Raw genomic sequence first — 19,449 nt, forward strand, 5'->3', positions numbered from 1 at the left:
TGCTTAACACGATAAAAACTCTTCAGCCGTTTCGATGGCGCGTTGCGCCGGTTTAAGTGCTTAAAAGTGCTTGCATTATAGCACTTTTAAGCACTTAACGAAATGCATTTTTTGTTAAGAAGCGTGCGGCAATGCCTTTTTAGCCTCTGGAAACAAGCGAAAAAGCAGTGCATGGATCGATAACCAGTCCATGTCCGAAAAAAGCTGACGTAAATACGTTTCTGCTTGGGAAACACCTTGTTGCAAGCGTTGTTGCAGGAAGATAAATTTCTGTGGATCAGTCACCTCATCACACAGATCGTCTTGTAGTTGATACAACTCACCTAAGCGACTACCGAGCTGTGCGAGCTTCATCCGAATCCCAGGCGCGATTTCTGCAATAATGGCCACCCATTCGAGTGCGACTTGGAATAAAGTACCCGTTTTTAAGCGATTGATCGTCGTTTGCCAGGATTCCTCCTTTGATGGAAGGGTTTGATCAAATTCTAAGGCCTGACCACCAACCATCCCTTGGCCACCGATTGCCTTTGCCAGCACCTCCAGCATCACTAAAACTTGTGCAGCTGAAATCGGTGTTTTCAGCAAATATTCAAAGGCCAGCGCCTGCAAAGCATCACCCGCTAATAAGGCGATCGCCTCGCCATACATTTTATGACAACTCGGCTTTCCACGCCGCCAATCATCATTATCCATCACTGGCAAATCATCGTGAATCAACGAATAAGTGTGTATTAATTCTAAGGCACAGGCCGGTGCATCAAGCTTGGTCAGCGGTATCGCTAAAATTTCACCGAAGTGGTATATCAACAACGGTCGCAGCCGTTTCCCTGAGCTAAACACACTGTAATACATCGCTTCTTGCAGCATCGGCGAAGCACTCCCGGAAGATAAACACACTTTTAATGCTTCCTCCGTTCGTTGCTGATACTGTCGCTCATTCTTCACGAGACACCTGATTCAAATCAAAAGGTTTAAGATACGAGGATTGATTTTTTTGGACAAGCATCTCGATACGTTGTTCAGCTTGCTTGAGTGTCGTTTGACACTGTTGAATTAACTCAATCGCATGTGCAAACTGCGCAAGTGAAACTTCTAGAGTGGTATTCCCTTGTTCAAGTTGAACCACAATTTTTTCTAGATCGGCTAAACCTTTTTCAAAATCAAACGGCTCCGTTTTTTTACGTTTAGACATGGTTGTGTGGCGATAGCTAATAGACTGATCATGATTATGAGAGCCCATTCTGTGGATGTCAAACACTGGAAATCTTGCTAGTATAAGAACACTATTCTTTGGTACATGATTGTGCGCCAAACTAAATTGGGGAAACGGTGAATCGCTTGTCACTTATTTTTTGGAGAAAATTGTGCCATGTTTTTAAAAAAATGGGACTGGGTTTGTTTTTTTTATGCCTCTCACCACTCATCCAGGCTGAAAATCTCCATACGTATCGTCTGCAAAATGGCTTGCAAATCCTCGTTAAGCCCGACCATCGAGCACCCGTTGTCGTTTCTCAAGTTTGGTATAAAGTCGGGGGAAGTGATGAGCCGAATGGGCTGACCGGCATTTCACACGCACTCGAACATATGATGTTTCGTGGCACACCTCGTTTCGGACCGAATGTTTTAGAACAACGTGTTGCCGCGAATGGCGGCATTCAGAATGCGTTCACGGACAGTGACTTTACCGCTTATTATCAATTATTCCCGGCTGAAAAACTGCCTATTAGTTTTGAACTCGAAGCCGATCGCATGCGCCATTTATTATTGCGTGCGGAAGACTTTGAAAAAGAAATTCAAGTAGTTCGTGAAGAACGGCGGATGCGTGTTGAAGACACCACGCGTGGACCTTTCTTAGAGCGTGTTTATGCCACAGCATTCATCAGCAATCCCTACCATAACCCCGTTGTCGGTTGGGAACCTGACCTCGAACAAATGACGGTTGAAGATTTACGTCATTGGTACAATCAATGGTATTACCCAAATAATGCCGTGTTAGTCGTTGTCGGTGATGTTGATCCCGATCAAGTCTATCGCTTAGCGAAACAGTATTTTGGCCCACTCAAACCCGGAAAACTACCCGTTATCAAGCGTCATACTGATCCGGACTATCTCGGACAACATATCCTCCATTTTCAAGGAAAAAGTAATGTTCCTTGGTTATTACTTGCCTATCCTGCGCCTTCCCTCAAGCTTCATCCGCAAAGCAACGATCCTTATGCCCTAGTACTCTTACGAACGATCTTATCGGTAGGAGAGAATGCTCGGTTAAACCGTCGCTTGGTTCGTAATTCCGCGATCGTTACTGAGGTCGATGCCGATTATAGCGGTTGGACGCGTTTTGATTCCTTATTTATGCTCTCAGCCACCCCGGCCCCGGGTCACACAGCAGAAGAAGTAAAACAAGCAATGCTTGATGAAATCGCGGATATTCAAAAAAAGGGGGTCAGTACTGAGGAACTCACCCGTGCAAAAACACAGCTTACGGCCAGTGAAACGTATCGTCAGGATTCTATAGAACAACAAGCTTATGAATTAGGTCAAACCGCGGCGATCAACTTACCATTAAGTGTTCGAACCGATTACCTATCCCGAATTCAGGCGGTGACCGCCAAGCAAATTAAAGACGTCACTACCCGTTATTTCCATCTGGATAATGCGGTAATCGCTTATTTACATCCTCATGTTACCCATCACGATACACCTCGTGTGTAAGGATTAAGTCTATGCTTTGGTTGCGTTCTTTTTTAACAAAAATTTTGTGTTTGGTTTTTCTCAGCTTGATCTTAAGTCCTAACGCACAAGCCAAACCTACAATTGAACGTTGGACTACCCAGGCTGGGGTTCCAGTCTATTTTGTATACAGACCCGAGCTCCCGATTGTGGATATCTGCCTACTCTTTCGCGCCGGATCTGCTTATGGAAAACACCCTGACATCGCTACTTTAACTGCCATGCTACTCGATCAAGGGACTGCTTCACTGACTGCTGAACAAATTGCCGAACGTTTTGAATCGGTTGGCGCACTGTATCAAACCGCAGTCGATGCTGACAAAGTCAGTCTCACCCTGCGTTCTTTAAATCAGACGAAACAACTCGATTCTGCTTTAGATACGTTTCGTGCGCTGACGTTTCAAGCCAATTTTCCAGAAAAAGCGGTCGAACGAATCAAAAAACAACAGCAAACGACGCGGCTAGAACAACAACAAAATCCAGCCTATTTAGCAAACCAACGCTTTATTCAGAGCTTATATCACAATCATCCTTACGTGTTAGCTGCTTCAAGCACTCCACAAACGATTGCTCAGGTCTCGCGCGCAGACTTAATTAATTTTTATCGTCATTACTATGTCGCAAGCAATGCCGGCATTGCCATTGTCGGAGCAATCGACAAACGTACAGCACAAACCCTTGCCGAGAAAATAACCGCTCAGTTACCAAAAGGAGCACCGGCCGCCGTATTACCGACACCAACGCCTTACCCCAACACAAAGACTTTGTTTGTTAATTATCCTTCACAACAAACTACGGTTATTTTAGGTCAATTGGGTGTTTTACTCACTGACCCATATTACCCAGCCCTAAATTTAGGGAATCAGATTCTCGGTGGTGGAATTCTTACCTCGCGCCTTTTCGAAGAAGTGAGAAACAAACGGGGCCTGGCATATGGAATTCGCAGTCACTTCTCAATCCGCGAGCAAACGGGTCCTTTTACCCTCTGGTTACAAACACGTAATGATCAAGCAAACACCGCGCTGACCGTAGCCAAAGCGACATTGCGTGACTTTATTACAAACGGCCCAACAGAAAAAGAACTAAACGCTGCAAAACAAGCAATTATTGGTGCCGATCCTTTATCCGTAGCAAGTAATGATGGCATCCTCTCACGTTTAGCCGGTTTGGTTTTTTATCATCTCCCGACGGACTATACCGAGCAGTATCTAAATAAAATTCAAGAACTGACGTTAGCCGAGGTTCAACAAGCTTTTAATAAGGTGATTAACTGAAAAACTGTTAACGGTTGAGGTCGGCCCTCAGCGTCCGCCACACAACCTTGACTCACCTCGTTGACACTTATCGTGGCGGGAGACCCAAAAAATGTTGGGTAAGTTAACACAGCCTGATGGATTGTGGGTTGAACACAATCAAATGATGTAGCAGGTACAAAACAGGAAGCTTCTCTTGGATCCACTCGGCTCGCATACAAAACAAACCCGTCCCAACCAATCCTTTCAATCAACTCATGTTTAAGCTGTATTTTATTTTGATACGCTTGCCAATAACGATCTTTTAACTGATTGAGCTGATCTATTTCCTCAAAAAAAAGACGATAAGTTTCGCTTTCTGCTCGATCAGTCTCTTGATAAAAAAACGAAGATTTCATTATTTCTGAAATACGATGCGTTAATCTTTGAGACTCCTTTTCGACGTTTATTTTATATTTCTCTAAACAAATCACACTTTTCAAGTAATCACTTAATAAATGATGGAACTCAGGCGCCGCCAATGAAGTGAATGCGGTCGTTAGTTGGACGTACTTATATAACGCTGGCGGTGCGACAACCCATCCTGACTGTTCACACTGACGTAAACAACCCGTATATATACCGATCAACTCTATCTTATTTTGCAACCAATTTTTCTGCTCATCCAAACGACGATGAATCGGTCGGGCTGAATCCAGCTGACTTAACCATGTGCTATCTTGTTGCAATCTAGATAAAAATGTTTTTTGTTTTTCGTGCAAACACAGAGAATGACGTCGTAAAATCTCTAGGAAAACAACTTTCATTTGGATTACGATAGAAAAAAAACATTGGTCAATGCATGAAAAAAGACGAAACAGATCCTGCGAATAATTAAGACGCCATTGTTCAAATTCAATTTGCCACAAAGTGAAATTCGTTTTCTCTTCTTTGTGAAGGGTCGATTCGACTACGTTTGGCGATAGACAAGCCATCTCTTCATTTGAAGATTGTAACTTTGTATTCTTTGTATTCTTTGTATTCTTTGTATTCTTTGTATTCTTTGTATTCTGGCTTATTGTCTCACTTCTCTCCGCCGAGAGCGCATAAACATGCTTTTTTTTATTGGAAATTACATCTACTTTTTTATCGGTTTTCTCTTGAGTCAGACGGGAACATTCTTGATGAAGTAACCGAGCCAACTCTTGATATTCATGATACTTTTGAATTTCTTGATAAAAATCAGTCAATATTTCTTGGTTGGGACTCACTATTTTTATTAATTTTTCTAACCAACAAGCTTGTACATTATCTTGGTACTCTAATTGAAAAAGCGTTGTCATTTTTTCGAATACCGCAGCATCTGTCAACATTTGATCGGGATGAGCTAACGTTTCTTCGAGCTTTTAAGAGTGGCCTCCATTCTTTGGTTTATTGCACGATAATTTTCAGTTACGTTTTTAACGAGTGAAGAGAGTTGATTGGCGCGTTCAATACTTTTATTCAATAGTTCGATGAGTTCTTTCATTTTCTTTTTTTGAGATTGATCAGCAGAGTCCTTTAAGAAACGCTCAGTAAAGCGCTTAAGACGTTCTAAACGTAATACAGGCGTTATCATTTCATCATTGAGCTCATTGGATAAATCCAGCGTCTGCAGTTGTTTCAATAATCGTTTAGGATGGGCAGCTAATTGTCCCAGTGCCGATGAAAATTGAGCGAATAATTGATCTTTCTCTCGCTGCCCACCCTTCCAACCACCAATACTCTTAATACACGAAATAGTTTTTTCTATATTTTGATAAAGGATCCGGCATAAACCCAAAAGATCCGTATAGGCATCCGATGATGGGATACCCTTTTTTTGCCAATTGAGTTCAGATGCGATCGATTTTGATAAAACTTCTTTTTCTTTAAAAATAAAAACACGTTGCTTAATAAGCGCTTGCTGTTTGATCCAATAATCATGCTCGTTTTTTAAATGATCCTGTAACGCAGAAAAATCTCTTACTGTTTCATTCCAATGCGGGGAAAAGATGGTTTCTTCTGTATTCAGCACACAACCATTGCGTATTATCTGCCATATCAGCGAAGAAGTTAAGTTAGACTCTTTGTGAAGGATCTCTATAGCCTTATCGATTACATCAAAAAGTAAAGTGACCTCATCTAACGCAGCATGTTTTGCTTCTAAGAAATGCTGGCAACTTGCATAATTGTCTCTTAAAAATTTATCTTTTATTGCCTCTACTTTCTGTTTTTTATGATGAATATCTCTTAATCCTTGCAATAAAATGATATTCGTAACATAGCCTTTGGAATACGCCAAACTCTCTTTTAATTCACAGGCCACAGACTGACTATCATGATAAACAGCAGTAATCAAAACCAAATACCCAAAAGAAATAAAATCCTTAAGACTTAACTCTGTGATAGTGGGTTCTTCTAACTCATTCTTATCTTGTTCAACCTTAAACTCAATCATGAACTCGTTTAGTTGATCAAATAACTTTTCTTTTTGCACTGCATTGGCAACAGTAGCAAAATAAAAAATAAGCACATTGGTGATACTTTTTATATTATATACATTTGGAAAATAATAGTTTTCTATTCCCACTCCTATTCCAGTTGTTTTTTTAAACTTCTCTAAAAAATCTTCTGAACTATTTTTTGATAAAAGTATTTTAAAACCAAGCCATTGTTTACCGGACACATAAGATTCAATCACTTTTCTAATTTTTTCTTGAATAAAACTGATTTTACTGTAGATACTATCAATAAAAATAAATTGTCGTCGAATATTTTTCTCTAGAAAAATCAAGGTCTCGCTGAGAAAAAAATATAGAATCCTTTCTCACTTCGTTTAATTTGCCTTTTAAAGTATATAGTTCAGTTGTTAATCTTTCTTCGGCTAAAAAATAATCCGTTAACTCAGTATACTTAATGAGTTTATCTATCTGTGAATGGATTGGTTTGTGCTTAAAAAACTCGCCGGTCACTTTACAAACAACCAGCAATAACAGCCCAACAAGCAGATAATCTTCTTTCACCTCAAGGTTTTTTAACCACCACTTCTGCAGCCAACACCGAGTCCTATCTAAATCGTATTGATCATAAATAAGAGAATTACGGAAAGATTCTAATGACGGATAGATATCGCACAAGAAAAATAGTTGTAATGAAAAAGAAAGATGTTTCGCAAACGAAGAATCCCTAAAATTTTTATGTATATTTTCCGTTATTTCAGGAATAAATTTTAAGTAACACTCAAGTTCTTCTATTTTATCGAGGATACCTGATTCAAAAGACTCAATGAGTTCGCTTTCTTTTTTACTGAACTCATAAATTTGTCTAGTACTAAAATTACCCACCCCTAGAGACTTTTGAGGAAATCTTTCCAAAAAAGAATAATACTCTCCGAGAAGAACTAAACCTTCTTTACTTTTTTCTTTTAATTCAAGTAACTGATCAAGATGAATGATTTGCTTGGATATGTCATCTATTTGTTGTTGATATTTTTTCTGTTCATCCAAGAATCTCGGTTGTTTTTTATTTGAAGGAGCGTTTAGGATCTTTTCTATAATTTTTAGTTTATTCTTGCAATCAGAATCAACTCGTTTTTTTTCCTCTTTTGCTTGTGCTAATGAGTAAGTGGCTACGGCGATCGTTTGTTTTTCAACAACCCGTGAAACGGCTCTCTCTAAACTAGAAACAGCTTCTTGTCTTTCCTGTTTTTTTAGTGGCTTTTACCATAATCAATTTATCGAGAAAAAACATCGCTCAGCCAGCACATACAAATTATTTTTGAAATAAATGCAGTGGTACGAATCGATGCTGAAATAGTTAATAAGAACTGAGTATATATAATTCTATTGATATTAGAGCGATTGATATAAAAATAAGATTAATTTTGATTAAGTTATTCTATTTTTATGTCAGATAAGTCAAGAGAAAAAAGAGAATAGCGGACTATCTGGACTTATTCTCTGGTTGGAAAAAGAAAATACTCTATTCAGGTTAATCAATAAATAACTATTAAATTTTTCTCATCTATAAAGAATATTGATCCTAAACCATTGCTACACAGGACGTTAGCTGTAGTTGTGCAAATACTTTATCAGCTCGTTGCAGAGTTTGTTCAATCTCTTGATCGCTGTGCGCACTGGAAACAAAACCTGACTCAAAGGGCGATGGTGCCAAATAAATTCCTTCTGCCAGCATAGCATGAAAAAAACGTTGAAATAGTGTGTGGTTACTTTGCCGCACTTGCTGATAATGATAAATATCTTTTTCTTGGGTGAAAAATAATCCAAATAATCCGCCTATTGCATGACCCTGCAAAGCAATACCTTTTTCGGCTGCTCGCTCAAGCAATCCTTGAACAAGCTTTTGAGTTTGATTCGATAAGTCTTCATAATAATGCGGGGTTGAACTTAATTTATCGAGCGTAACCAGTCCTGCAGCAACAGAAATTGGATTACCAGACAAAGTACCGGCTTGATAAACCGGCCCAAGCGGGGCAAGGAAATCCATGATATCTCTTCGCCCGCCTAACGCACCAATCGGTAACCCACCACCAATAATTTTACCTAAGGTCGTTAAATCTGGTTTCACTTGACTTAAGGCTTGCATACCCCCTAACGCAACACGAAATCCGGTTATCACTTCATCAAAAATTAATAAGCTTCCATAATAATCACACAATTCACGTAAACCGGGCAAAAAGCCAGAAAGCGGCGGCACACAACTCATGTTACCCGCCACCGGCTCAACAATAATCGCCGCAATGTCTTTACCGTGTTGTATAAACGCTTGCGTGACTTGCTCAAGGTTATTGTAGTCTACGATTAACGTTTGTTGCGCTACTTCCTGAGGAATCCCGGCTGAGTCAGGAATGCCGCCACTCGCTAATCCCGAGCCCGCTTTAACGAGTAACGCATCGACATGGCCATGATAACCACCATTAAATTTCAAAATTTTAGAACGTCCCGTAAACCCTCTAGCCAACCGAATCGCCGTCATCGTTGCTTCGGTTCCAGAATTGACTAGACGAATTTTTTCTAGGTTTGGCATCAGCGTCGTTATTTTTTCAGCCAGATCGGCTTCAGCGGAAATGGAAGCACCAAAACTTAACCCTCGCTCTGCAGTGAGACGGATTGCCTCGAGAACCGCTTCAGGCGCATGCCCGAGAATTAACGCTCCCCAAGAGCCAACGTAATCAATATAAGATTGGCCCGCAACGTCCCATAAATACGCTCCTTTCCCGTGAGAGAAAAAAATGGGGTTCCCTCCCACCGCATTAAATGCACGGACCGGCGAATTCACCCCTCCTGGAATCCACTGTTGTGCACGTAAAAAAAGCTCTTCAGAGGAATGCATAAATAAATTAACCCTTTTTATGTTTATAACTTATTCTTATATACACATTGAGTGAAAAAACCAAGCGCTGTGTTATTTCATACACATTCCATCGCATTATTAGGAATACGCCACAAAAATATCGCCTTTGGAAAGCCGTCTATTTTTTTATATACTCAAAAATCATTACACATTATCCAGCTTGAACGAATTATTTAGGGAGCGTATGAACACTCCGTCAACGTGTACGATTATTATGCCGCAGGTGATATCGCCCAGTATGTCAGTTAATTACTTACATGGTACCTTTTAATGTTTTCTAAGATTGCTTGGCGACGCTCCGGATGCTAAAACCTATCCACACCTTTAAAAATTCTCGTCAGGAATATGGTCTATTTAGAAAGCGACTCTTTCTTCTTTTTTTAATCTTATTACTCCTTTCTGGCTTTTTGCTCGGTCGACTCATTTATTTACAGATTTTTCAACAAACGCTCTATACTACGCTGGCACGCCAAAACCAACTCGGCTTAGTTCCCATTGAACCGAATCGCGGTTTAATCTACGATCGCAAAGGCGTTATACTTGCTGAGAATAAACCGATTTTTAATTTAATGGTCACTCCGGATCGGGTCCCCCACCTCGACGAAACGATTGAAGCGCTCTCACAAATCATTAAAATCGATGCCGAAGATCTTAAGCAATTCCAAAAACAACGTCGCCTACATCACCGTTTTGAGCCGATCCCGTTACGAGTCAAACTGTCGGAAAGTGAAGTGGCACACTTCGCGACTGAACGCTATCGTTTTCCGGGCGTTCATATCCAAGCACAGATGATCCGTTTTTATCCAAAAGGAGATGAATTCGCCGCAACGGTTGGTTATATGGGACGTATCAATGAAAAGGAGTTACAAACAGTTGACCCAGTGAACTACAGCGCCAGCAATTTTATTGGTAAAACGGGAGTTGAGAAATCCTATGAATTACAGTTACACGGTACGGTCGGATACCAACAAATCGAAACCAATGTCCATGGCCAAATTGTTCGAACGCTCAAACAAACCCAACCGATCCCTGGTAAAGATCTCACCCTCACTTTAGACAGTGGTTTACAACAACTCGCGCAACAAGCATTAGGCGAACAAAAAGGTGCGATTGTTGCCTTGGATCCAACCAATGGCGAAGTGTTAGCCTTTGTGAGTAACCCCAGTTTTGATCCCAATCTTTTTGTCAGCGGGATCAATCAAAAAAATTATGACGTGCTACGTACCGCGCCCGGAGATCCCCTTTATAACCGCGCATTACGTGGTTTTTATCATCCCGGGTCGACGATTAAACCTTTTCTGAGTATCGGAGCACTACTCGATGGAGTGATTACCCCCTCTTTTGTCGTGCACGATACCGGAGAATTTCAACTGAACGAAAAAGGTCGGATTTATCATAATTTTCAACATCACGCCTATGGAAATGTCGACTTACTCAAAGCATTAACCGTGTCTTCAGACATTTACTTTTATAATTTAAGTTTACGAATGGGAATTGATCGGATTTATACCACATTAAAAAAATTTGGATTCGGTACCCCCGTCGGAATCGATCTCCCCGATGAAGGTGGGGGCGTGGCACCTAGTCCAGAATGGAAAGAAAAAACGTATGGTGAATCGTGGTATCCGGGGGATACATTGAATACCGGTATCGGGCAAGGTTTTTTACTGGCTACGCCGTTGCAACTGGCTTTTGCCGTCGGCACAATTGCGACAGGTGGCGAAGGGTGGGTTCCGCATGTGGTTTTGAATTGGCGCGCAAAGGACGGAAAAGTCACCTTTAAACAACCCCGCCGCTCGGCTCATCTAGAAACTCCCGAACCGGTACTGAGCTTTATTCGCAATGCCTTGCAACACGTAGTTAGCGTACCCGGAGGGACAGCGACCCGTTTTTTTTATGGCGTACCCTATACCGTGGCGGGAAAAACCGGAACCGCGCAAGTATTTAGTATGAAAAAAAATGAGCGCTATAATAAAAATAGCATTGCGGTGAAGCTCCGTGATAACTCACTTTTTATTGCGTTTGCCCCCATTGATCATCCCAAAATCGCGCTTGCAATCGTCATTCAAAATAGCTTCACGCCGGCCGCTTCGGTCGCACGTAAATTATTAGATTATTATCTCATTCCTCGTTCACCGATCGTCCCAGCTCGTTTACCGACCTTACCTGATACCCTACCACTGCCGTCTTTGAATACTGAGACCACTCCAGATTCTGTGCCTGGTGATCAAGAGAAAAAGAAGGCTCAATCGACCCAACCCAATCCCACAACGCTGGATACTAAAAAGCTCACGGTACGCCCTCAACCACAAACGGAAGAGGAGTTTGATGAAGACGAAGATGAGGATGAAGATGAAGACGATTAAGTCGACAAAAGACCCGATGACGGTAATTGACAAATCAAGGGGATAACGGCATGATTAGCCGTGAAATTTTAACCGCGTGCGCGTTAAACTCGTGTCAATAGTAGGCGATTGTCTCTGTTTGACCAAAATACATAAATTTGGCGTCAGTAAGGTATCGTACCCTCTACCCAGTTTTTAGAATCGTAATTTTTTGGAACTTGATGATTTATCAGGGGGATTTTTAAGTTGGCTAATACAAAACAAGCAAAAAAACGTGTTCGGCAAGCCGAAAAGCACCGTCAGCATAATGCGAGTCATCGTTCGATGATGCGTACTTATATCAAAAATGTCATCATTGCCATTGAAAAAGGGGCTGCGAATGAAGCGGAAGCCGCTTATCAAGTGGCAGTACCGATTATTGATCGCATGGCAACCAAAGGGTTTATTCATAAAAACAAAGCAGCTCGCCATAAAAGCCGACTGTTTGCACGAATCCGCAAGCTCAATACCCCACAAAACGCTCACGCGGCTTAATCTTAATTACCTTCAAGACCAATAAAGTGTTAATTTTTTAGATTTATTGGTCTTGTATCGTTTACTCTTTTTGGTGTTCATGTAGATAAATCTCGCTCGCTGGGAAGGCCCATTTTGCCCCAGAGCGCTCAATACAAGCTAATATCTCTAAATACAACCGTTGTTGTTCCGCAAAAAATTCACTGAGCATTGTTAAGCGACTGGTCGCACTGACCAATAACGTTAATGACGTATCGGTTAATTCCGTCAAGTTCACTAAAACTGTCCGATCGGTATCGATCGATTCTTTTTTTAAAAGCAACTCACGAAGTTGGGTAGTAATTGTTTCGACTCGGTGTCTATCTTGATAACGCAACTTAAATATTAAAATAATGACGGCGACGATTGATACGAGATCGATTTTCGACAACCAAACTTGAAAAAAGCGCATTAGGAACATAAATAGGCCGGCAAGTCGGCGCTAAAATTTCACATACTCGCCAACCAATCGCCCTGACCTCACCTTCTACTTTCAAACTGGGTAAAGCAATATAATCACCGATCGCAAAAGGCCGATCGAGAAAAAGTAATAAACTACCAAAAATATTGGCGAACAAATCCTTCGATGCAAACCCAATAATCAGCCCCCCCATTCCACCAAACGCTAACACCCCAGCCAAACTAAAACCAAAAACTTGTAGTAACGAAAGTAAGCTGGCAATGATGATCACAATACGTGTCATTTGGCTCACTGCACAAATAAATGTCTTATCGACACTTTTGGAAGTACTGCCTTCTCGCAACATAAAATGTGCTTTTCCTTGAGCGATCAGATTCAGTAAAAACCAAGCAAACAGTGCAATAAAACCAATTCGACGAATCAAATCAAATAAATCGGTTTCTCGTGCGCTCCAGGCAAAACAAAACCACTCAATGGAATAAGTCATGCCTAACAATACTAAGAAGCACATTGCCGGTTTATAAACCGCATAACTCAATGCACTTAATATGGGCTGTTTCTCTGAAGAAAAATAAGCGCGCAGTTTTCGATAAACCACAGATAAAATAGCACAACAAACCGCCATTGCTAATAAAACGGCTCCCGCTTTGATGACATGGGGTTGTGCGAAGAAGTTTTGAAGTTTTTGCAAAAAAGAAACATCTATCATGAATCGTCCAATATGTCTGAGTGTTACAGAGCAAACAATAGGGGCTCATCGTGTCGCTCATTTTAATCAATTTTTGGACACGCTAAAAGGCATAATGCGGCCCGGTACCTATCCACAATTTAGAAACGATATGCCCACCATTTCATGAATTGAGCCAGGAAATGCATACTACGGCGTACAAAAATAGGTAATTCCACAGCGCCCGCTTGTTCGGCCGTGTGCGCATGTTGCAATTCTTCTAAACGCATTTGCGCAACAATCGCCCGACTTTTTTTATCCTGAAGAGGCAATTTTTCTAAATTGGCCAAGTGAGCAGCGACTTGTTGTTCGGTTTCAGCTAAAAATCCGAGGCTGGTGCGATCACTAATCATTCCTGCACACATACCCATCAACCACGCCCCAAGATACCAAAACGGATTTAAATAACTCGGGCGAGCATTCAGCTCAGTCAACCGTTGTTGACACCAGGCTAAATGATCAATTTCTTCTCTTGCCGCGTGTTGAAGTTTTTCTTCGATTTCAATCGCACGCGCAGTCAAGGCTTGTCCTTGATAAAGCGCTTGCGCACACACCTCTCCCACATGATTAATTCGCATCAACCCCGCCGCATGACGACGTTCCTGTGGAGTTAAATCCGCTTCGTGCATTGAGTCCGCCGGATTCGGTCGACACGCGTGCGGTGGTCCTTGTGTTAAGTGCAACGCTTTATCGAGACAAATAATTAATTTATCAAGAAGAGAATATTGTTGCATAAAATACGCTATTTATTTTGTAAAGACGGATATTCGATTGCCATACAGCCGATAAATACGCTAAGCTTAGCGCGGCCTGTTCATCAAAGCGTAACGCGTGGAGCGCTAAAAGACAATGAAAAAACCAATGATTCAACAATTTTCAAGTTTCCTATTTGCCATCGCGCTGGCTTTTTCTTGCCCGACTGCATGGTCCTTGGGCGCCCCGCTGTTTACTAAAACAGTGAGCGACTTATCTCAATATGCCTGCGGTGGTCAATGTCTCTGCGCAGGGGGATGTTCCAGTCAATCAATTACCACCGATGGTTCCAGGCCGACCTTACCCTCGCCATTTTGAAAGTATGGGTTCTGGGGTCGTTGTCGATGTCAATCAAGGTTATATTTTAACAAATGCCCACGTGATCCGTAATGCAAAAACTATTACAGTGACGTTAAGTGATGGCCGTGTCTTTAAAGCAAAACTCAAAGGCGTCGATCCCGACTCGGACATCGCATTACTGACCATCACTCCGGATCATTTAACTGCGATTCCGCTTGGAAATTCAGATGAATTAAAAGTAGGTGAATTTGTTGCCGCCATCGGAAATCCGTTTGGCTTAAACCAAACAGTCACTTCAGGCATTGTCAGTGCCTTACAACGTACTGGATTAGGTATTGAAGGTTATGAGAATTTTATCCAAACCGATGCGCCAATTAATCCGGGTAATTCCGGTGGCGCCTTAATTAATGCGGCCGGGCAATTAATTGGAATTAATACCGCTATTTTGGCTTCCAGTGCAAACGCCGGAAGCATCGGTATTGGTTTTGCCATTCCGATTAATATGGCTTATGGAGTGATGAAACAGTTAGCGCAATATGGATCAGTACGTCGTGGCACGCTGGGTGTCTTGGTTCAAGATTTGACACCGATGCTCGCCAACATCTTTCACCCAATAGTGGTGGAGCCCTCGTGGACTTAAACCCGGTGATATCATCCAAGCACTCGCAGGTCAAGTTAAAAATAGAGTGGGCATGCTGCGCGTCGGAGATGAAGTGTCGGTTCAGTTTTTACGTGATCACAAAGTGATGCGTGCTCAATTACGCTTAGGTGACCCGGCTGAAACCAAACAAGCAGCTGAACATGAAAATCCATTTTTGTATGGTTTAGCATTACAAAATTTTGATCGTTATATCGCCAATGGTCGTGGACATCTTAAAGGCGTCCAAGTGGTCGATATCGATGAAGACAGTCTGGCTTGGCACTCGGGTATCCGTCTTGGAGATATTATTACTTCAGCTAATTTAAGTCCGGTCACGGATATTGAACAACTCAAAACATTAGCAAGTCAAAGTAAAGGAGAATTATTAGTGAATGTACTCTCTCCACAGTTTGGCGCGCGTTTTGTTGCAATCAAGTAATGCGATAAGATTTAAAAAACAAAAAGCGGTTCTAATGACATAACCGCTTTTTTAAAGAGAGGCCAATTGTTTACGTTCCAAATGTTCAGCAATTAATTCAATTAACTGCTGAGCCAATTCATCTTTTGACGTTTTAGGAATTAATCTTGCCGGTTGATTCGCTGACAGCACCGTAACGGCATTTTGTTCGCTCTCAAAACCAATATCATTTTGGCTCACATCATTGACGATCATTAAATCCACACCTTTTCGTATTCGTTTTTCTTCTGCAAAACGAATAATATTGTGGGTTTCCGCTGCAAAGCCGACTATTAAAGTCTGACTCGTTGCAGCGCGTTGACTCAATGTACCCAATATATCAAGCGTTGGCGCTAACGTGAGCGTCAACGGCTCGCCTGATTTTTTCATTTTCTGAGTAAAAGGCTGTGTAATTCGGTAATCGGCCACCGCAGCGGCGCTGATAAAAATATCCTGGTGTTTGAATTCAACTTCGGCCGCGGTAAACATTTCGGCCGCGGTTTTAACCTGGATAAATCGACATCCTGCAGGAGCGGAAAGTGCAACGGGCCCACTGATTAAAGTCACCTCAGCGCCCGCCTCAATCGCTGCTTTGGCTAAAGCAAAACCCTTTTCCCTGAACTACGATTGGATAGATAACGAACCGGATCCAATGCTTCTTGGGTGGGTCCAGCAGTGATTAACACTCGACGATTTTTTAATACTGGTTTAGTCAAAAGCTGTGCTATTTTTTTGACAATCTGTAAGGGATCTAGAAAACGCCCGACGCCCCAATCACCACAAGCCTGTGCTCCGTAGTCTGGTCCTAAAAATAAATAGCCACGTGCTTTAAGACGCTGAACGTTATCTTGTGTCGCTGGATTTTCCCACATCACTCGATTCATGGCCGGAGCAATGATGAGTTTAGATTGAGTCGCAAGACAAAGCGTACTGAGTAAATCATCCGCAAAACCCTGCGCACATTTAGCAATAAAATGTGCCGTCGCCGGAGCAATTAAAATGGCTTCAGGCCAACGAGCCAATTCGATATGATTCATCGCTGTTTCAGATTCTGCATCCAGCCATTGCTCATATACTGGATTTTGCGAAACAGCTTGGAGTGTCAAGGGGGTGACAAACTGTTTACCTACGGTGGTAAGCACAACTTTGACATCGTAGTGTTGTTCTTTAAACTTACGAATCAGTTCAGGGGTTTTATAGGCTGCAATACTGCCTGTAATGCCTAATAAAAGGCGATGGCTTAGCGTTTTCATGGCCGTACGATAACAAAAACGAGGTTAAAAGTCATCCAGCTAGCAAAAAAATAGGCCTTTAACAAAATTTGCAAAGGCCTATTTTCACACGTTCAAAAGAGAAATTAATCTAAAAATATAAACCAAACTGGAGCATGATTGTATTCGCTGTGTTTCCTGTTCCAGTAATCGAAGTAAACGTGTCGCTGTCTCCCTGAGCGACATCGGTTGCTGCATAATCGACATCATGACGAAACTCAATACTTTGAATCGTATTGCGCCAAATTGAAGTACTTAACGTTGCACTATAGCGTTGCTTAGGCAACAACAACGCTAACGCTTCATGTGATTGACTATAGCCGATCGCAAAAGTACTCCGTTTATTACAGAGATTAAAGTCATAACCTAACTCCGGTACTTAAAGCGTTTGGCTGAGCGTCCGTGTTGATGTTCCTTTAGGGCCAAAGCTCAGCGTGTCAACAGAGAAAGCCGTTAAAGCGGTCACATATTCTACATTCAGTCGAACCGGTCCGACACCAAGCGTACCGCGAACATCCCAACCGGCAACCGGCTGTAAAATCTCCGTATTATTATTTGTTGCAAAACCAGCAAAACCAGTCGAATCAACGTTTCCATTATGCTGCATTCCCGTTGAATCGGCTATATTACGTATATAACTGGTCCCTAAAGATAAGTTCCAGCGAGGTTGGGTGAAAGTATAAGCGATATCCGCCCCATAATTACGCAAATTATGATTACCCTCATCTGTTTGCGTAGGACCTCTGAAAGCAAAAACCGCCATGTTGATTTTATTTTCGGGATTCAGATCCTTCATCAAGCCCACGGAAAGCGCTCTAGCTTTTGTTCTGCCAAGCAGTTTGGTCAGTGGGTCACTAATCATGGCAGAGGAATATCGCCCAAAAGGGACGTACAATTGACCGACACTGGCATAAAACGGAGAAGTATTCAAATCACCAAACGTTAAAAAAGCACGGTCGACAAACACATTCGAATTTTCAATAAAATTGAAAGAATTAGCAGGTGTTGGTCCATTATCGTAAACAAACGCAATCAAGCCAGTAATCCATTTGTTAACTAACACTTCCGTGTCTAATTCAGCGGCCGATAAGTCGATACCCGCCGAGTTTGGCAAATGATGAAAGGTATTCGCATTCAAAAATTGGGCTTCGATTTTACCACTGAAATTAACAATCGGCGTATCCGATGGCCAAATATGTTCCGGCCATTGCATCGAGTTAAGAATATGCTGTCTTTGCTTAAGTAAAAAGAGGCCTTCATTAATATAAGGTTGATTGACCACTAAATCGGATCCATCATAAGCGGTGGTCATTCCGATACTCGGCGAACTGACAACCGGTGTCCCGATCAAGAACACAGGATGAGAGATACTCGCCACAATTTTTGGCTCGACGGAAGTGGGCTGCGGACGAGAAGGCGGCGCAGCGGCGGAAACACGTGATTTCTTTTTAAGTGTAGTAATTTGGTGCTGTAAGGCCGTTAATTCCGTTTCTAATTTTTTAGTTCGCGCTTCTAAGTTTTTCGTATAATTCCCAGGACTATCCATTGTTTTTAGCGAGGGTGTTGCCCAAGCGGCACTCCCTTGCAATCCCAAGAAACAGCAGCTGGCCACATAGGGGATCATTCTTTTTCCTAACATAAAGCACCTTGTTTTTGTGAGTCCGCAGGAGTAATTGATCTATTTAACAAATAATAGCTGGCAAATCAATAAGAATTTGTTTTTTTATGAAAAAAACACCTTTAAATCACCGATCCAGTGCAAAGGCACTTATAACGGTGGTTTTTTAGCTTTTCGCCAACGTTTCGCCAGCAGATTAAGCCATTCAACGAAAATAGAAAAAGTAATCGCAAAATAGAGATATCCTCGAGGAATATGCAAGCCAAACCCCTCGGCAATTAAAACGAGCCCAACAAGCAATAAAAACTTAACCCCAGGATCTTTAAACTCGGGTAAGTATGGATGAAATGACTCAGTGGCGCACTGGCCCACAACATTAAACCAATAGAAATAATAATCGCCAAAGCCATGACGATATATTCTTGCGCCAAACCAAGCGCTGTAATCACGCTATCAAGAGAAAAAATAATATCTAGGACCATAATTTGTAAAATTACGGTCAAAAAAGTCTGCTGACGAGAGGATTTTTTTTGCTTATTTTCTTCTTCAGGCGGATTAACACTTACGTGCAATTCACTCGTTCCCTTCGCAAGCAGGAATAATCCTCCAAAAATCAAAATCAAATCCCGGATTGAGAACCCATGATCAAATAAAGTAAAGAGTGTTTGTGTCCATTGTGTTAACCAGGCCAGACTGGCTAACAGCAAAAGGCGGGTCACACAAGCCAGAATTAAACCAAACTGGCGCGCCAAATGTTGCTGTGCAACCGGTAATTTAGCGGTAATAATCGCAATAAAAATCAGATTATCAATTCCTAAAACAATCTCTAATGCAGTGAGAGTGAATAAACTGAGCCAGGTTTGCGGCAGAAGAAATAAATCAAGCATCGCTTATACTCGTGAATCATTTATCTTCTAGGATAAACCCGATAAACTTTTGATTGCAATCTCCTTGACCTCAGCCTCTTCATTTTTTTATTTCTAATCGTTTTTTATTGACTTTTATCTCT

At 41.7% G+C, this 19,449-nt stretch carries 20 protein-coding genes and 1 pseudogene; 6 read left to right on the forward strand and 15 right to left on the reverse strand.

Translation table 11 applies throughout. The features are described from left to right. Nucleotides 1-114 precede the first annotated feature (114 nt). Both S3O_RS11370 and S3O_RS0104455 read right to left on the reverse strand, forming a co-directional pair. On the reverse strand, nucleotides 115-945 hold the full coding sequence (locus tag S3O_RS11370; RefSeq protein WP_010597863.1) for a polyprenyl synthetase family protein: 831 nt from the start codon (nucleotides 943-945) through the stop codon (nucleotides 115-117). After that, entirely contained in the window at nucleotides 935-1,192 is a 258-nt protein-coding gene (locus S3O_RS0104455; protein ID WP_010597864.1) for an exodeoxyribonuclease VII small subunit, read from the reverse strand. Before S3O_RS0104455 ends, S3O_RS11370 begins: the two co-directional genes overlap by 11 nt. Before the next feature lie 137 nt (nucleotides 1,193-1,329). Here S3O_RS0104455 and S3O_RS0104460 point away from each other — a divergent pair, with 137 nt between their 5' ends. Both S3O_RS0104460 and S3O_RS13780 read left to right on the forward strand, forming a co-directional pair. After that, nucleotides 1,330-2,712 carry a M16 family metallopeptidase gene (locus tag S3O_RS0104460; RefSeq protein ID WP_010597865.1) on the forward strand — a complete coding sequence of 461 codons (1,383 nt, stop codon included), beginning with the start codon at nucleotides 1,330-1,332 and terminating at the stop codon, nucleotides 2,710-2,712. Nucleotides 2,713-2,723: 11 nt separating this feature from the next. Next, nucleotides 2,724-4,004: a M16 family metallopeptidase gene (locus S3O_RS13780; RefSeq protein WP_010597866.1), complete on the forward strand. Its 1,281-nt coding sequence runs from the start codon at nucleotides 2,724-2,726 to the stop codon at nucleotides 4,002-4,004. Here S3O_RS13780 and S3O_RS15345 read toward each other — a convergent pair. From S3O_RS15345 to hemL, 4 genes are all read right to left on the reverse strand, one after another. Further along, a complete protein-coding gene (locus S3O_RS15345; protein ID WP_010597867.1) occupies nucleotides 3,974-5,335 on the reverse strand; it encodes a hypothetical protein in 1,362 nt (453 codons plus the stop codon). The genes S3O_RS13780 and S3O_RS15345 overlap by 31 nt on opposite strands. Before the next feature lie 14 nt (nucleotides 5,336-5,349). Continuing rightward, nucleotides 5,350-6,777: a hypothetical protein gene (locus S3O_RS0104470; protein WP_010597868.1), complete on the reverse strand. Its 1,428-nt coding sequence runs from the start codon at nucleotides 6,775-6,777 to the stop codon at nucleotides 5,350-5,352. Continuing rightward, nucleotides 6,731-7,489 (reverse strand): hypothetical protein, encoded by a 759-nt coding sequence (locus S3O_RS0104475; RefSeq protein WP_010597869.1) that lies wholly within the window; start codon nucleotides 7,487-7,489, stop codon nucleotides 6,731-6,733. Before S3O_RS0104475 ends, S3O_RS0104470 begins: the two co-directional genes overlap by 47 nt. A gap of 535 nt (nucleotides 7,490-8,024) precedes the next feature. After that, entirely contained in the window at nucleotides 8,025-9,335 is a 1,311-nt protein-coding gene (gene hemL, locus S3O_RS0104480) for a glutamate-1-semialdehyde 2,1-aminomutase (RefSeq protein WP_010597870.1), read from the reverse strand. 323 nt (nucleotides 9,336-9,658) lie between these two features. On the opposite strand from hemL, the gene mrdA reads away from it, so the two are divergent. Both mrdA and rpsT read left to right on the forward strand, forming a co-directional pair. Further along, the gene (mrdA, locus tag S3O_RS0104485) at nucleotides 9,659-11,722 is read left to right on the forward strand and encodes a penicillin-binding protein 2 (protein ID WP_010597871.1); all 2,064 of its coding nucleotides are present in this window, start codon (nucleotides 9,659-9,661) and stop codon (nucleotides 11,720-11,722) included. A gap of 225 nt (nucleotides 11,723-11,947) precedes the next feature. Continuing rightward, nucleotides 11,948-12,235: a 30S ribosomal protein S20 gene (gene rpsT / locus S3O_RS0104490; RefSeq protein ID WP_010597872.1), complete on the forward strand. Its 288-nt coding sequence runs from the start codon at nucleotides 11,948-11,950 to the stop codon at nucleotides 12,233-12,235. A gap of 61 nt (nucleotides 12,236-12,296) precedes the next feature. On the opposite strand, the gene S3O_RS19550 is transcribed toward rpsT, so the two are convergent. The 4 genes from S3O_RS19550 to S3O_RS17750 all read right to left on the reverse strand — a co-directional run bounded on the left by S3O_RS19550 (nucleotide 12,297) and on the right by S3O_RS17750 (nucleotide 14,274). Next, nucleotides 12,297-12,644 (reverse strand): mechanosensitive ion channel, encoded by a 348-nt coding sequence (locus S3O_RS19550; protein ID WP_268869413.1) that lies wholly within the window; start codon nucleotides 12,642-12,644, stop codon nucleotides 12,297-12,299. Beyond that, on the reverse strand, nucleotides 12,592-13,365 hold the full coding sequence (locus tag S3O_RS19555) for a mechanosensitive ion channel family protein (RefSeq protein ID WP_192805880.1): 774 nt from the start codon (nucleotides 13,363-13,365) through the stop codon (nucleotides 12,592-12,594). The genes S3O_RS19550 and S3O_RS19555 overlap by 53 nt, the downstream gene beginning before the upstream one ends. Nucleotides 13,366-13,502: 137 nt before the next feature. Then, nucleotides 13,503-14,135 (reverse strand): 2-polyprenyl-3-methyl-6-methoxy-1,4-benzoquinone monooxygenase, encoded by a 633-nt coding sequence (gene coq7, locus S3O_RS0104505; protein WP_010597875.1) that lies wholly within the window; start codon nucleotides 14,133-14,135, stop codon nucleotides 13,503-13,505. After that, complete coding sequence (locus S3O_RS17750; RefSeq protein WP_192805881.1) at nucleotides 14,113-14,274, reverse strand: hypothetical protein; 162 nt, start codon at nucleotides 14,272-14,274, stop codon at nucleotides 14,113-14,115. The genes coq7 and S3O_RS17750 overlap by 23 nt, the downstream gene beginning before the upstream one ends. Before the next feature lie 103 nt (nucleotides 14,275-14,377). Between S3O_RS17750 and S3O_RS18730 the strand changes: the two genes are divergently transcribed. Continuing rightward, nucleotides 14,378-15,094, forward strand: coding sequence for a trypsin-like peptidase domain-containing protein (locus S3O_RS18730; protein WP_010597877.1), 717 nt, complete (start codon nucleotides 14,378-14,380; stop codon nucleotides 15,092-15,094). A 52-nt stretch (nucleotides 15,095-15,146) separates the two neighbouring features. Beyond that, nucleotides 15,147-15,533 (forward strand): PDZ domain-containing protein, encoded by a 387-nt coding sequence (locus S3O_RS18735; RefSeq protein WP_010597878.1) that lies wholly within the window; start codon nucleotides 15,147-15,149, stop codon nucleotides 15,531-15,533. A 51-nt stretch (nucleotides 15,534-15,584) separates the two neighbouring features. Here S3O_RS18735 and coaBC read toward each other — a convergent pair. The 5 genes and pseudogenes from coaBC to S3O_RS13795 form a co-directional block, all read right to left on the reverse strand. Beyond that, a pseudogene (gene coaBC / locus S3O_RS13790) lies at nucleotides 15,585-16,804 on the reverse strand (bifunctional phosphopantothenoylcysteine decarboxylase/phosphopantothenate--cysteine ligase CoaBC). Between the two features lie 109 nt (nucleotides 16,805-16,913). Next, nucleotides 16,914-17,114 (reverse strand): hypothetical protein, encoded by a 201-nt coding sequence (locus S3O_RS0104520; protein ID WP_156792744.1) that lies wholly within the window; start codon nucleotides 17,112-17,114, stop codon nucleotides 16,914-16,916. Between the two features lie 87 nt (nucleotides 17,115-17,201). Further along, the gene (locus S3O_RS0104525; RefSeq protein WP_010597882.1) at nucleotides 17,202-18,461 is read right to left on the reverse strand and encodes an LbtU family siderophore porin; all 1,260 of its coding nucleotides are present in this window, start codon (nucleotides 18,459-18,461) and stop codon (nucleotides 17,202-17,204) included. 129 nt (nucleotides 18,462-18,590) lie between these two features. After that, entirely contained in the window at nucleotides 18,591-18,740 is a 150-nt protein-coding gene (locus S3O_RS18740; protein WP_235776163.1) for a molecular chaperone DnaJ, read from the reverse strand. Continuing rightward, entirely contained in the window at nucleotides 18,719-19,327 is a 609-nt protein-coding gene (locus S3O_RS13795; RefSeq protein ID WP_010597885.1) for a TerC family protein, read from the reverse strand. Before S3O_RS13795 ends, S3O_RS18740 begins: the two co-directional genes overlap by 22 nt. Between the last annotated feature and the right edge of the window lie 122 nt (nucleotides 19,328-19,449).

The organism is Rickettsiella massiliensis 20B (genome assembly GCF_000257395.1).
Taxonomy (GTDB): Bacteria; Pseudomonadota; Gammaproteobacteria; order Diplorickettsiales; family Diplorickettsiaceae; genus Diplorickettsia; species Diplorickettsia massiliensis.

Coding starts and splice junctions, on each gene's coding strand:
- hemL (WP_010597870.1), bottom strand. CDS start 9,335: ATGCATTCCTCTGAAGAGCTTTTTTTACGTGCACAACAGTGGATTCCA.
- coq7 (WP_010597875.1), bottom strand. CDS start 14,135: ATGCAACAATATTCTCTTCTTGATAAATTAATTATTTGTCTCGATAAA.
- S3O_RS0104455 (WP_010597864.1), bottom strand. CDS start 1,192: ATGTCTAAACGTAAAAAAACGGAGCCGTTTGATTTTGAAAAAGGTTTA.
- S3O_RS15345 (WP_010597867.1), bottom strand. CDS start 5,335: ATGTTGACAGATGCTGCGGTATTCGAAAAAATGACAACGCTTTTTCAA.
- S3O_RS18735 (WP_010597878.1), top strand. CDS start 15,147: ATGCTGCGCGTCGGAGATGAAGTGTCGGTTCAGTTTTTACGTGATCAC.
- mrdA (WP_010597871.1), top strand. CDS start 9,659: ATGCTAAAACCTATCCACACCTTTAAAAATTCTCGTCAGGAATATGGT.
- S3O_RS13795 (WP_010597885.1), bottom strand. CDS start 19,327: ATGCTTGATTTATTTCTTCTGCCGCAAACCTGGCTCAGTTTATTCACT.
- S3O_RS18730 (WP_010597877.1), top strand. CDS start 14,378: ATGCCTGCGGTGGTCAATGTCTCTGCGCAGGGGGATGTTCCAGTCAAT.
- S3O_RS13780 (WP_010597866.1), top strand. CDS start 2,724: ATGCTTTGGTTGCGTTCTTTTTTAACAAAAATTTTGTGTTTGGTTTTT.
- S3O_RS0104525 (WP_010597882.1), bottom strand. CDS start 18,461: ATGTTAGGAAAAAGAATGATCCCCTATGTGGCCAGCTGCTGTTTCTTG.